General features: G+C 63.6%; 13 protein-coding genes. All 13 read right to left on the bottom strand.

The features are described 5' to 3' along the window. Positions 1-16: 16 nt before the first annotated feature. Entirely contained in the window at positions 17-298 is a 282-nt protein-coding gene (locus QA643_RS18895) for a hypothetical protein (protein ID WP_283034578.1), read from the bottom strand. A gap of 280 nt (positions 299-578) precedes the next feature. Then, complete coding sequence (locus QA643_RS18890) at positions 579-854, bottom strand: DUF1467 family protein (RefSeq protein ID WP_283034577.1); 276 nt, start codon at positions 852-854, stop codon at positions 579-581. A gap of 5 nt (positions 855-859) precedes the next feature. After that, positions 860-1,264, bottom strand: a complete 405-nt coding sequence (mce, locus tag QA643_RS18885) for a methylmalonyl-CoA epimerase (RefSeq protein WP_283034576.1) — start codon at positions 1,262-1,264, stop codon at positions 860-862. Positions 1,265-1,335: 71 nt separating this feature from the next. Then, positions 1,336-3,006 carry a ribonuclease J gene (locus QA643_RS18880; protein WP_283034575.1) on the bottom strand — a complete coding sequence of 557 codons (1,671 nt, stop codon included), beginning with the start codon at positions 3,004-3,006 and terminating at the stop codon, positions 1,336-1,338. Further along, positions 3,006-3,812 carry a biotin--[acetyl-CoA-carboxylase] ligase gene (locus QA643_RS18875; RefSeq protein ID WP_283034574.1) on the bottom strand — a complete coding sequence of 269 codons (807 nt, stop codon included), beginning with the start codon at positions 3,810-3,812 and terminating at the stop codon, positions 3,006-3,008. Before QA643_RS18875 ends, QA643_RS18880 begins: the two co-directional genes overlap by 1 nt. A 60-nt stretch (positions 3,813-3,872) precedes the next feature. Continuing rightward, positions 3,873-5,309: an NADH-quinone oxidoreductase subunit NuoN gene (gene nuoN / locus QA643_RS18870; protein ID WP_283034573.1), complete on the bottom strand. Its 1,437-nt coding sequence runs from the start codon at positions 5,307-5,309 to the stop codon at positions 3,873-3,875. An 11-nt stretch (positions 5,310-5,320) separates the two neighbouring features. Beyond that, the gene (locus tag QA643_RS18865; RefSeq protein ID WP_283034572.1) at positions 5,321-6,832 is read right to left on the bottom strand and encodes an NADH-quinone oxidoreductase subunit M; all 1,512 of its coding nucleotides are present in this window, start codon (positions 6,830-6,832) and stop codon (positions 5,321-5,323) included. After that, entirely contained in the window at positions 6,832-8,898 is a 2,067-nt protein-coding gene (gene nuoL / locus QA643_RS18860; RefSeq protein ID WP_283034571.1) for an NADH-quinone oxidoreductase subunit L, read from the bottom strand. Before nuoL ends, QA643_RS18865 begins: the two co-directional genes overlap by 1 nt. 10 nt (positions 8,899-8,908) lie before the next feature. Then, positions 8,909-9,217: an NADH-quinone oxidoreductase subunit NuoK gene (gene nuoK, locus QA643_RS18855; protein WP_057856672.1), complete on the bottom strand. Its 309-nt coding sequence runs from the start codon at positions 9,215-9,217 to the stop codon at positions 8,909-8,911. Next, positions 9,214-9,852, bottom strand: a complete 639-nt coding sequence (locus QA643_RS18850; protein WP_283034570.1) for an NADH-quinone oxidoreductase subunit J — start codon at positions 9,850-9,852, stop codon at positions 9,214-9,216. The genes nuoK and QA643_RS18850 overlap by 4 nt, the downstream gene beginning before the upstream one ends. Before the next feature lie 116 nt (positions 9,853-9,968). Then, positions 9,969-10,463 (bottom strand): NADH-quinone oxidoreductase subunit NuoI, encoded by a 495-nt coding sequence (nuoI, locus tag QA643_RS18845; protein WP_028345787.1) that lies wholly within the window; start codon positions 10,461-10,463, stop codon positions 9,969-9,971. A 7-nt stretch (positions 10,464-10,470) separates the two neighbouring features. Further along, on the bottom strand, positions 10,471-11,541 hold the full coding sequence (nuoH, locus tag QA643_RS18840) for an NADH-quinone oxidoreductase subunit NuoH (protein WP_283034569.1): 1,071 nt from the start codon (positions 11,539-11,541) through the stop codon (positions 10,471-10,473). A 10-nt stretch (positions 11,542-11,551) separates the two neighbouring features. Continuing rightward, a complete protein-coding gene (gene nuoG, locus QA643_RS18835) occupies positions 11,552-13,627 on the bottom strand; it encodes an NADH-quinone oxidoreductase subunit NuoG (RefSeq protein ID WP_283034568.1) in 2,076 nt (691 codons plus the stop codon). Positions 13,628-13,699: the final 72 nt, after the last annotated feature.

Below are 13,699 nucleotides of genomic sequence, written 5' to 3'. Positions count from 1 at the left end.
GTGCATGGTCGAAACGCTAAGTCTCGGCTACCGCACGCCGTGTCTCCAGACAATCGGCCAAAGCTTGATCTGCCGCTAGTCTCGCGCCTCGGTCATCATGCAACTCGTCAAGTTTTCTCAAGTAAGCGACCGCCGCGATTTGCAAGAGATCGAAATCATATTCGCCGGTGTCACGAAGATTGGTGACGTACCTGTAAAGGGCGGAACGCCTGCTATCGCTCTCACTGATACTGCTGTGTCGCAGCAGGTAGTTCCGCCAAGCGAACGCACAAGCACCTTCGATGGCCTGAGAATTCATGGGCACCTCCCAAGTGTCGAGAAAGACTGAGGAGGCGGTTCGTTCCGCAAATTTCCGAGGTGTAACGCTGTTCCGTAGCTGCACCGCAACGCGTACTGCACGCGTGCGATGTCGAGGCTGCGGTCGGCACGCTCACGACGCAGTCGGTTACTCAGTGGGTATTTAGGGCAGATGTTCCCTTAGAAATGGAACTGCAGAAATTGCGTCGGCCGCCGCGCCACCAGCTAGACTAGAATAGCTTATGGGAACATGGCCTAAATCTGAATGCGATGGCGCCGGATCAGAACGGCAGCCCCATCAGCTTCGACAGCCGCTCGATGTTCAGATAGCCCTGCTGATAGGCCCACATCCCGATGCCAAACAGCACGGCCGAGATGATCGTGGTCCAGAGCAGCTTCCAGCCCATCCGTGCCATCACCGGCGCGCCCGGATCGGTGCCGGGCGCGCCCTCGCCGTCCTCATGCTGGCTGCGGACGCCGAACGGCAGCGTCAGGAACAGCACGACCCACCAGACCACGAAGTAGATCGCGAGCGCCGTAGAGAGGCTGTAGGCCATCAGGTTCAAGCCTGTTCGATTTCGACGAGCGCGCCGGAAAAATCCTTCGGATGGAAAAACAACACCGGCTTGCCGTGCGCGCCGATCTTCGGCTCGCCATTGCCAAGCACGCGCGCGCCCTGCGCGATCAAGGTATCGCGGGCGGCGATGATATCAGGCACGTCGTAGCAGATGTGATGGATGCCGCCGTCGGCATTGCGCTCGACGAATTTGGCGATCGGCGAGGCGTCGCCGAACGGCTGGATGAACTCGATCTTGGTGTTGGGGAGTGTCACGAAGACGGTGATGACGCCATGCTCCGGCAGCGGCACCGCGCCGGAGATTTCGGCGCCGAACGCGCTGCCATAAATCCTGGCGGCCTTTTCCGCATCCTTGACGGCGATCGCAACGTGATTGAGCCGGCCCAGCATGACACTCTACTCCCTGCCTTCAGCGCGTTTCCCGGCCTACGACCAGTGCCCGCCTGAACCCTTTTATTACCTCAAACCACCAGAACATGAACGACGCAAATCGGCTTCTTGCCCCAGTGCTCGTTGATCACCGCCCGCACGGCGCGGCGCACCGATTCCGCTGTCGCATCCGGGTCGCGCCGCCGCGGCCGCGGCAGGCTCTCGACCGTCGAGACCACCGTGTCGAACACGATCTCGTCGATGATCTCGCCGGCGGTATTCTTCTCGGGGATGCCGACCAGATCGACCTCGGGATCGTCGGCGAGCTCGCCCTTGTCGGTCATGGCAATGGCGACGAAGGCGCAGCCGGCAAAGCCCATCCGCCGCCGCTCGACCACGGCGCGGGATTTTGAATCCTCGAGGATGGCGCCATCCTTGTAGAGCCGCCCCGCCGGCAATTCGTCGATGATGCCGGGCTCGCCGGGCCCGAGCTTGACCAGGTCGCCGTTGCGGCAGGTCAGCACTTTCGGCACGCCGGCGGCGCGCGCCAGCTTGGCGTGCTCGGACAAATGCAGCGCCTCGCCATGGACGGGGATCAGAATCTGCGGCCGCACCCAGGAGATCATGTCGCGCAGTTCGTCGCGGCGCGGATGGCCGGAGACGTGGACGAGATCGGTGCGGTCAGTGATGACCTCGATGCCCTGCACCACCAGCCCGTTGATGATGGCGCCCACCGCCTTCTCGTTGCCGGGGATGGTGCGCGAGGAAAAGATCACGGTATCGCCCTTGTTCAGCGTCACCTGCGGATGGTCGTCGTTGGCGATGCGCGCCAGCGCCGCGCGCGGCTCGCCCTGGCTTCCCGTGCACAGCGCCAGCACCTTGTCCGGCGGGAAATGGCCGTAATAATCGGCGCCGCGGAAATTCTGCACGCCGTCGAGATAGCCGGTTTCGCGCGCGACCTGCACCACGCGCTCCATGGCGCGCCCGACCACGACCACCTCGCGGCCGGCATCCCTGGCGGCGTCCGCCACCGCCCTCACGCGCGCGACGTTGGACGCAAAGGTGGTGACGGCGACGCGGCCCTTGGCGGCGCCGACCAGCTTCTTGATGGTGGCGGCTACCTCGGTCTCCGAGGGCGAGCGCCCGTCCCGCACCGCATTGGTGGAATCACCGACCAGCGCCATTACGCCTTCATCGCCGAGCTCGCGCAGCCGCCGCTCGTCGGTCGGAAGGCCTATCAGCGGCGTCGGATCGATCTTCCAGTCGCCGGTATGCAGCACGGTGCCCGCGGAAGTGTGGATCGCCAGCGCATGCGATTCCGGAATTGAATGCGCGACCGGGATGAATTCGACCGTGAACGGTCCGAGATTGATCCGGCCGCCTGAGGGCACCACCGTGACCGGAATTTTTGGCGCATTGCGCTCGGCGGCGCATTTGGCCTCGAACAGGGCGGCACTGAACTTGGTCGCGTAGACCTTGCATTGCAGCTTCGGCCAGAGATCGATGATGGCGCCGAAATGGTCCTCATGGGCATGCGTCAGCACCAGGCCCATCAGGTTGTCGCGTTCCTTCTCCAGGAAACCGATGTCGGGCATGATCAGGTCGATGCCCGGCAGGTGCTCCTCGTCGCCGAAGGAGACGCCGAGATCGACCGCCAGCCAGGACCGCTGGTGGCGGTTGCCGAGACCATAGATCGACAGGTTCATGCCGATCTCGCCGACGCCGCCAAGCGGGGCAAAGGTCAGTTCGTCCGGCCGCGCCATCAGGCCGCTCCCACAGATGCCGCGGTGCCGAAATAGACCTCGCCGGCCGTGATCGGCATGCGCTTGCCCTCCGCGGTGCGGACGATCAGGCAGCCGGTGTCATCGATCGTATCGAACGTGCCTTCAACCGTTGTGGTTCCGGTCTTGATCGCCACCCGCTCGCCGACGCCGAAAGCGCGTTCCAGCCACGCCTTGCGAATATCGCCAAAGCCGCGGCCATTGTCCCAGATGCCGCGGAACTCGACCCAGGCTTCCGCCAGCGCCTTGAACAGTTCTTCGGCGCCGACATGGACCCCGAGGGCCGCCAGCGAAGTCGCCGGCGTCGGCGTCCCCTCCGGCGCAGCGATGACATTGGTGCCGATCCCGACCACGACGGCGAGCCGGTCACCGGCCACAGCCTCCGCTTCCAGCAGGATGCCGGTGAGCTTCTGGCGCTCCGCCAGCACGTCGTTCGGCCACTTCAAGGCGAATTTCAGCGGCTCGGCCCGGCGCAGATTGGCCTCGACGCTGAGCTTCTGTAGCGCGCCTTCCAGCGATAGCCCGGCGGCAAAGCCGAGCGTCGCCGCCACCGCCGGGGAAATGTCCATGACTTCGAGAATGCTGCTGGCGAGGTTGCCGCGCGGCGCGACCCAGGCCCGCTGCCGGCGGCCGCGCCCTGCCGTCTGTTCCGTGGTGACGAACCACATCGGCCCGCGCTCGCCCTGACGGACGCGCGCCATGGCTTCGGTGTTGGTGGAACCGATCTTGTCGAAGGCGGCGAGCCTGTAGCCCGCCGATGTGGCTTTGGGACCGAGCGAGAAGGTCATTTCCAGTTTCTGCGCATGATCCGCTGCGAAAACCGAATGTCGGCTCTCGGGAGCATGCGCCTAAAAGAGCGACTTCGCCGCCGCCGTGGCGACGCTGACCAGCGGCCCCGGATAGACGAAGAAGAAGATGTTGAAGATGCCCGCGACTGCCAGCACCGTGCGCAATTCGATGCGCATCGGTTCGATCTGGCCGGTCGGCTCGTCGAAATACATCACCTTGACGATGGTGAGGTAGTAGAACGCGCCCACGACGCTGGTCAGCACTCCGATGACGGCGAGCGTGAACAGCCCCGCTTTGATCGCGGCGACGAACACGTACCATTTGGCGAAGAAGCCGGCGAGCGGCGGAACGCCGGCCAGCGAGAACAGAAGCATGGCGAAGAAGAACGCAAGCAGCGGGTTGGTGCGCGAAAGCCCGGCGAAATCGCTGATCTCTTCCATCGGCTGGCCGCTCCGCTTCATGGCGAGGATCACGGCGAATGAGCCGAGCGTCATCGCGACATAGATGGCGATGTAGACCAGCACGCCCTGCGCGCCTTCCACCGTGCCGGAGGCAAGGCCGACCAGCGCAAAGCCCATATGACCGATCGAGGAATAGGCCATCAGGCGCTTGATGTTCTTCTGCCCGATGGCGGCGAACGAGCCCAGCGCCATCGAGGCGATCGCGACGAACACCAGGATCTGCTGCCATTGCGGTACGATTCCGGGGAACGCGGTCAGCGTCACGCGGGTGAACACCGCAAGAGCCGCGACCTTCGGCGCGGAGGCAAAGAATGCCGTGACCGGCGTCGGCGCGCCTTCATAGACGTCCGGCGTCCACATGTGGAACGGCACGGCCGACACCTTGAAGCAGAGCCCGGCCAGCAGGAACACGAGGCCGAACACGATGCCGACGCTGCCGGTCTTGACCGCCGCTGCGATGCCGGCGAAATCGACCGTGCCGGTGAAGCCGTAGACCAGCGAGGCGCCGTAGAGCAGCATGCCGGAGGACAACGCGCCGAGCACGAAATACTTCAGGCCAGCTTCCGTGGACTTGGCATTGTCACGGTTGGAGGTGGCGACGACATAGAGCGCGAGGGACATCAGCTCGAGCCCGAGATAGAGCATGATGAGGTCGCCGGCCGAGATCAGCACCATCATGCCAAGCGTCGAGAGCAACACCAGTATCGGATATTCGAAAATCCGCCGCGACGGATCGGACAGGAATTCCGCTGAGAGGATCAGCGTCGCCGCCGAGCCGATGATCGCCAGGACCTTCAGGAAGCGGGCAAAGTCGTCGACGATGAAGCTGCCGCCGAAGGTGGTCAGCTTGCCGGCCGGCAGCATCAGCACCAGCACGCCGGTCACGACTAGCAGAACCACTGCAACGATGTTGACGATCCGGGTCGTCTCCTGTCCGCGATAGGCGCCGAGCATCAACAGCGCCATGGCGCCGACGGCCAGCACCAACTCCGGCAGCACCGGGAGCAACTGATATCCTGCACTGGAAAAGCTCATTGCGGCGGGCCTTATTGGACGACCAGCGCGGCTGCCTTCACGGCAGTCACGGCGGAATTGTAGTTATTGACGAGTTGCTGGACCGAGGCCGCCGACATGTCGAGCACCGGCTTCGGATAGACGCCGAACAGGATGGTCAGCGCCACCAGCGGCATCAACGTCAGGCATTCGCGGGGCGTCAGGTCCTTGATGCTGGCGAGCGACGGCTTGGTCAGTGCGCCGAACACTACCTTGCGATAGAGCCAGAGCGCGTAAGCCGCCGACAGGATGACGCCGAGGGTGGCGAAGGTCGCGGTCGCGATCGAGACCTTGAAGGTGCCGAGCAGCGTCATGAATTCGCCGACGAAGCCGGAGGTGCCGGGCAGCCCGACGTTGGCCATGGTGAAGACCATGAACACCATCGCATACAGCGGCATCCGGTTGACCAGGCCGCCATAGGCCGCGATCTCGCGGGTATGCATGCGGTCGTAGACGATGCCGACGCAGAGGAACAGCGCACCGGAGACGATGCCGTGCGACACCATCTGGAACACGCCGCCGGCGACGCCCTGCGTGCTACCTGCGAAGATGCCCATGGTGACGAAGCCCATATGGGCGACCGACGAATAGGCGATCAGCTTCTTGATGTCCTCCTGCATCAACGCCACCAGCGAAGTGTAGACGATGGCGATGACGGACAGCGAGAAGATCAGCGGCGCGAAATCGTGCGAGGCCAGCGGGAACATCGGCAGCGAGAACCGCAGGAAGCCGTAGCCGCCCATCTTCAGGAGGATCGCGGCCAGGATCACCGAGCCCGCGGTCGGCGCCTCGACGTGCGCGTCCGGCAGCCAGGTGTGCACCGGCCACATCGGCATCTTCACGGCAAAGGAGGCAAAGAACGCCAGCCATGCCCAGGTCTGCAAGCTACGCGGCACCGCGGTAGTCATCAGCGTCGGGATGTCGGTGGTACCGGCATTCCAGTACAGCGCCATGATCGCCAGCAGCATCAGCACCGAGCCGAGCAGCGTGTAGAGGAAGAACTTGAACGACGCATAGACCCGCCGCGGGCCGCCCCAGACGCCGATGATCAGGAACATCGGGATCAGGCCGCCTTCGAAGAACAGGTAGAACAGCACGAGATCGAGCGCCGAGAAGGTGCCGACCATCAGCGTTTCCAGGAGCAGAAACGCCATCATGTATTCGCGCACGCGCACTGTGACCGACTTCCAGCTCGCGATGATGCAGAACGGCATCAAAGCGGTGGTCAGGATCACGAAGGGCAGCGAGATGCCGTCAACGCCCATGTGATAGGTGATGCCGCTGGCAAGCCAGCTCGCCTTTTCGACGAACTGGAAATCCGCGCTCGACGCGTCGAAGCGCCAGACCAGGATCAGCGACACCGCGAAGGTGACGAGCGTGGTCCACAGCGCGATCCAGCGCGCATTGCGCCGTGCCGCCTCGTCGTCGCCGCGGGTGATGTAGATCGCCAGCGCGCCGATGACCGGCAGGAAGGTAACGACGGAAAGAATCGGCCAGGTAGTCATTACTGGGCTCCCAAGCCGAACATGAACCAGGTGATCAGCCCGGCGACGCCGATCAGCATCGCGAAGGCATAGTGATAGAGGTAGCCGGTCTGGATCTTCACCACGTTGCGGGTGACATCGAGCACGCGCGCCGAGACGCCGTCCGGACCGAAGCCGTCGATAACGAAGCCGTCGCCCTTTTTCCAGAGCTGATAACCGAGCCACTTCGCCGGACGCACGAAGATGAGGTCATAGAGCTCGTCAAAATACCATTTGTTGAGCAGGAACTGGTAGAGCATCTGGTGCTGGTTCGCGAGTTCGACCGGGATGTAGGGCCGGCGAATGTAGAACAGCAATGATACCAGGAAGCCTCCGGCCATCATCACGGTCGGCAGGAAGGCGACCACCGGCGAGATGTGGTGCATTTCTTCGATGATGTGCGGATGCATCTTGAGCGACTCGCGGAAGAACTCTTCCACGCCATGGCCGGCGAACAGTTCCTTGAATGGGAAGCCGGCCAGGATTGATCCCGCGGCGAGGATGCCGATCGGCACCAGCATCCACATCGGCGCTTCATGGGCGGCTTCGTAGTGGTGCTGGTCGTGCGGCTCGCCGTGGAACGTCTTGAAGATCAGGCGCCACGAATAGAACGAAGTCAGGCCTGCCGCGATCACGGTCATCACGAAGCCGTAATAGGCAAACGGATTATGCGCGACGTAGGCGGACTCGATGATCGCGTCCTTGGAGAAATAGCCGGCGGTGAGCGGGAAGCCGGTCAGCGCCAATGTGCCGACCAGCATCACACTGTACGTGTAGGGGATCTTGCGCCACAGCCCGCCCATGTTGCGGATATCCTGCTCGTGGTGCATCGCGTAGATCACCGAACCGGAGCCTAGGAACAGCAGCGCCTTGAAGAAGGCGTGGGTGAACAAATGGAACATGCCGACCGAATAGGCCCCTGCTCCCATCGCCACGAACATGTAGCCGAGCTGTGAACAGGTCGAATAGGCGACGATGCGCTTGATGTCGTTCTGGACCAGGCCGACGGTGGCGGCGAAGAACGCGGTGGTGGCGCCGAAGAACATCACGACGGCCTGCGCGTTCGGCGCCAGCTCGAACAGCGGCGACAGCCGCGCCACCATGAACACGCCGGCGGTCACCATGGTCGCAGCGTGGATCAGCGCCGAGACCGGCGTCGGGCCTTCCATCGCGTCCGGCAACCAGGTGTGCAGCAGGAACTGCGCCGACTTGCCCATCGCACCCATGAACAATAGCAGGCAGATCAGCGTCAGCGCATCGGCGTGCCAGCCGAAGAAGTTGATGGTTTTGCCGGTCAGCCCCTGTGCGCCGGCGAAGATCGTCTCGAAATCGGTGGTATTGAGCAGCATGAACACGGCGAAGATGCCGAGCGCAAAACCAAAGTCGCCGACGCGGTTGACCACGAAAGCCTTGATCGCCGCCGCGTTCGCCGACGGCTTCTGGTACCAGAAGCCAATCAGCAGATAGCTGGCGAGACCGACGCCTTCCCAGCCGAAGAAAAGCTGGACCAGATTGTCCGCGGTCACCAGCATCAGCATCGCGAAGGTGAACAGCGAAAGATAGCCGAAGAAGCGCGGGCGGTACGGGTCCTCGTCCATGTAGCCGATGGAATAGAGGTGCACGAGCGAGGACACGGTGTTGACCACCACCAGCATCACGGCGGTCAGCGTGTCGACGCGCAGCGCCCAGGACACCTGCAGGTCGCCGGAATTGATCCAGGGGAACAGCGCGATCCGCGCGTCCTGGTGCATGAAGCCGACATTGACCAGCACCACCCAGGACAGCGCCGCGGACACGAACAGCAGTCCCGTCGTGATCAGCTCGGCCGCGCGCGAGCCCTGCGCCGGCGGCTCGGAGACGTGGTGGTCGTCGTGGCCGTGATCGTCACGGCCATGGTCGTCATGGGCGTGAGACGCATGCGCGTGATCGCCATGATCGTGATGCTCGACCTCATCGCCGCCCGGGTTGCGCGCATGCGCCCCGAACAAGGCGATCAGGCCGGCCAGGATGGCGCCCAGCAGCGGCAGAAAGACGATTGCCTGAACCATGGTGGCGCCCTTAGCCCTTCATCAGATTGACGTCTTCAACCGCGATCGAACCGCGGTTGCGGAAATACACGACCAGCACGGCAAGACCGATCGCGGCCTCAGCGGCTGCGACCGTCAGCACCAGCAGCGCGAACACCTGGCCCACGATGTCGCCGAGGAAAGTCGAGAACGCGACGAGGTTGATGTTGACGGCGAGCAGGATCAGCTCGATCGACATCAGGATGACGATGATGTTCTTGCGGTTCAGGAAGATGCCGAGGATCCCGGTCGTGAACAGGATGGCGGCGACCGCGAGGTAGTGGCCCAGACCAATCGTCATTTCACCCACTCCGCCGCGTCGGAATCCTGCAGCCCCTGCCCCGATGCCACCTTGCGGATGGCCATCGCGATTTCTGGTGTGCGCGCGTTCTGCACGTTGATGTCCTGCCGCTTGACCTTGGCCTTGTGGCGCAGCGTCAGCACGATGGCGCCGATCATGGCGACCAGCAGCACGAGCCCTGCGATCTGGAAGTAATGGATGTACTTCGTATAGAGCACGAGGCCGAGCGCCTCGGTGTTGCTGACATTGGCCGGGATCGCCGCCGTAATCTGCTTGGTGGTCGCCGGATTCATGACCCAGCCGCCAGCGACCAGCAGCAGCTCGGCGAGGAATATGCCGCCGATCACAAGGCCGATCGGCAGATATTCGATGAAGCCCTCGCGCAGCTCGGTGAAGTCAACGTCGAGCATCATGATCACGAACAGGAACAGCACGGCGACCGCGCCGACATAGACCACGATCAGCATCATGCCGAGGAATTCGGCGCCCATCAGCACGAACAGGCCGGAGGCGTTGACGAAGGCCAGGATCAGATACAGCACGGAGTGCACAGGATTGCGCGAGACAATCACCATCACCGCCGAGGCCACGCAGACGCCGGCGAACAGATAGAAAAACAGCGCGGGAAGGATCATCGGGCAGCCCCCGTCATTCCGGGATGGTCCGAAGGACCAGACCCGGAATCTCGAGATTCCGGGTTCACGCTTCGCGTGCCCCGGAATGACCTGAAAATCTGAATCATGCCCTCACCTCACCGGTACGGCGCGTCGAGCTCGATTGCTTTCGCAATCTCGCGCTCCCAGCGGTCGCCATTGGCGAGCAGCTTGGCCTTGTCATAGTAGAGCTCCTCGCGGGTCTCGGTCGCGAATTCGAAATTCGGGCCTTCGACGATGGCATCGACTGGGCAGGCTTCCTGGCACAGGCCGCAATAGATGCATTTCACCATGTCGATGTCGTAGCGCACGGTGCGGCGGGTGCCGTCGTTGCGGCGCGGGCCGGCCTCGATCGTGATCGCCTGCGCCGGGCAGATCGCCTCGCACAGCTTGCAGGCGATGCAGCGTTCCTCGCCGTTGGGATAGCGGCGCAGCGCGTGCTCGCCGCGGAAGCGCGGCGAGATCGGGTTCTTCTCGAACGGATAGTTGATGGTCGGCTTCGGCTTGAAGAAGTAACGCATGGCGAGAAAGAACGCCGATACGAATTCGGATAGCAGAAGCGCCCGGGCGGTTGCGTTGACGTTGACACTCATGACGGCCTCACTTCGGCGCAATGCCGGCGAACTGCAGCACTCCGGCCACAATCACCACCATCGCCAGCGACAGCGGCAGAAACACCTTCCAGCCGAGCCGCATCAGTTGATCGTAGCGGTAGCGCGGCACGATCGCCTTCGCCATCGCGAACAGGAAGAACATGAAAAAGAGTTTCAGCGCGAACCAAACCACACCCGGGATCCAGGTGAACGGCGGCAGCGCCACCGGCGGCAGCCAGCCGCCGAGGAACAGGATCGTCGCCATCGCGCACATCGTGGTGATCGCGACGTATTCGCCGAGCATGAACAACAGATACGGCGTCGAGCCGTATTCGACCATGAAGCCGGCGACCAGTTCGGATTCCGCTTCCACGAGGTCGAACGGCGGACGGTTGGTCTCGGCCAGCGCCGAGACGTAGAACACCACGAACATCGGGAACAGTGGCCACACATACCAGTTCAAGATGGTGAGTTGCGGCAGCCCGATCAGGCTGGCGAAACCGCGCGTGTTCTGTGCCTCCACCACGGCCGACAGGTTGAGCGAGCCGGCGCACAACAAGACCGTGATGATGACGAAGCCGATCGAGACTTCGTAGGACACCATCTGCGCCGCGGAGCGAAGCGCCGCCAGGAACGGGTATTTCGAGTTCGACGACCAGCCGGCCATGATGATGCCGTAGATCGACAGCGACGAGATCGCGAAGATGTAGAGCACGCCGACGTTGATATTGGCGATCACCCAGCCGGCATCCATCGGAATGACGGCCCAGGCGGCCAGCGCCAGCACGCACGACACCAGCGGCGCCAGCAGGAACACGCCCTTGTTGGAGCCGGACGGAATGACCGGCTCCTTCAAGACGAACTTCAGGAGGTCCGCGAAGGACTGTAAGAGGCCCCATGGCCCGACCACGTTGGGGCCGCGGCGGATCTGCACCGCCGCCCAGATCTTGCGGTCGGCGAGCAGAATGTAGGCGATCGCGATCAGCAGCACGACCAGCAGCAACAGGCTCTGCGCGACCATGATGATCAGCGGCCAGAGAAAGCCGGTCCAGAACGAGCTTGCGAAGAATTCAGCCATCAGATCACGCTCACTCCGCTGCCGTCAGCATTCGCCCGGCCGCCAGCCGGGAACATTCCGCCATCACCGCTGATGCCCGTGCGATCGGGTTGGTCAGGTAGAAATCCTCAACGGACGATTTCAGCGGGCTCTTGTCGACCTTGCCGTCCTTGCCCGCCACCGCCTTGACCTGCTCGGCCGTGCCCGGCTCGATCTGGTCGATCCGCATCAGATGCGGCACCGCCTTGAACAGCGCCTGGCGTAACGCCTGCAGCGAATCGTAAGGCAGCTTCTTGCCGAGCACATCCGACAGCGCACGGGCGATCGCCCAGTCCTCGCGCGCCTCGCCGGGTGGAAACGCCGCGCGGGCGGCGATCTGCACCCTGCCCTCGGTGTTGACGAAGAGGCCGGATTTTTCGGTGTAGGCCGCGCCCGGCAGGATGACGTCGGCGCGGTGCGCGCCGCGGTCGCCATGCGTGCCGATATAAACCACAAACGTGCCCTCCGGCACCTTCACCTCGTCTGCGCCGACCAAAAACAGCACGTCGAGCGTGCCGAAGGTCGTCATCTGCGCCAGGTTGAGCCCGCCCTTGTCGGCGGCAAAGCCGATATCGAGCGCGCCCGCGCGCGAGGCCGTATCCTGCAGCACGGCAAAGCCGTTCCAGCCGTCCTTGAGCGCGCCGACACTCGTCGCAATCTTCGCCGCCAGCGCCAGCACCCCCGCGCCATCGTGCCGCGACAACGATCCGGCGCCGACCAGCACGATCGGGTTCTTGGCGCCCTTCAGCACCTCGGTGAAGGAATGCTTGCCGCCCGCGAGATCGTTCAGCGTATCGGTACCCGCGCCGAGATAGTCGTAATCATAGGTGAGATCGGCCTTCGGGCCGATCACGCCGACCTTGAGCTGGCCGGTGCGCCAACGCTTGCGGATGCGCGCGTTGAGAACGGCAGCTTCCTTGCGCGGGTTAGAGCCGATAATCAGCAGCGCGTCGGCCTGCTCGATCCCGGCGATGGTCGGGTTGAAGATATAGCCGGCGCGGCCGAGTTTTGGGTCGAAGGCGTCGCCGCCCTGCACCGCCAGATTGGTCGAGCCGTATCGGCCAAGCAGATCCTTGAACGCGAACATCTCCTCGACCGCGGCGAGATCGCCGGCGATGGCCCCGATCCGCTTGCCGTCGGTCATCCGGAGCTTGGCGGCGATGGCCGCAAAAGCCTCCTGCCACGAGGCAGGGCGAAGCTTCTCGTTCAGCCGGACATAGGGCCGATCGAGCCGCTGCGTGCGCAGGCCGTCAACGATGTGGCGGGTCTTGTCGGAAATCCATTCCTCGTTCACGGCCTCGTTGATGCGCGGCAAAATGCGCATCACCTCGCGGCCGCGCGTATCGACGCGGATCGCAGAGCCGAGACCGTCCATGACGTCGACCGACTGCGTCTTGCCGAGCTCCCACGGGCGGGCGGCGAATGCGTATGGCTTCGAGGTCAGCGCGCCGACCGGGCAGATGTCGACGAGGTTGCCCTGCAGCTCGGAGGTCAGCGCCTGCTCGAGATAGGTCGTGATCTCCATATCCTCGCCGCGGCCGGTGGCGCCCATTTCCGGGGCGCCTGCGACTTCGGCCGAGAAGCGGACGCAGCGCGTGCATTGGATGCATCGGTTCATCGACGTCTTGACCAGCGCGCCCAGATATTTGTCCTCGACCGCGCGCTTGTTTTCGGCGAAGCGCGAAGTGTCGACGCCGTAACCCATCGCCTGGTCCTGCAGGTCGCACTCGCCGCCCTGATCGCAGATCGGGCAGTCCAGCGGATGGTTGATCAAGAGGAATTCCATCACGCCTTCGCGCGCCTTCTTGACCATCGGCGAACGCGTGGAGATTTCCGGCGGCTCGCCCTTCGGGCCCGGCCGGCAGTCGCGCACGCCCCAGGCGCAGCTTGCGACCGGCTTCGGGCCACCCTTGATCTCGACGAGGCACATCCGGCAATTGCCGGCGATCGACAGCCGCTCGTGGTAGCAGAAGCGCGGGATTTCGGCGCCCGCGGCCTCGCACGCCTGCAGTAGCGTATACTCCGCGGGCACATCGATCTCTTTGCCGTCGATGATGAGTTTGGTCATTGTTGTCTCAAGTCTTTCCCAGCTTGCAGTCTGGCGGTGTAACGCTGGCGGTCTTGTCGTCTGCCATCGCCC

This window comes from Bradyrhizobium sp. CB3481 (assembly GCF_029714305.1).
Taxonomy (GTDB): domain Bacteria; phylum Pseudomonadota; class Alphaproteobacteria; order Rhizobiales; family Xanthobacteraceae; genus Bradyrhizobium.
Note: the sequence above shows the minus strand (reverse complement) of the source record. Positions and strands in the feature narration are given on the sequence as shown.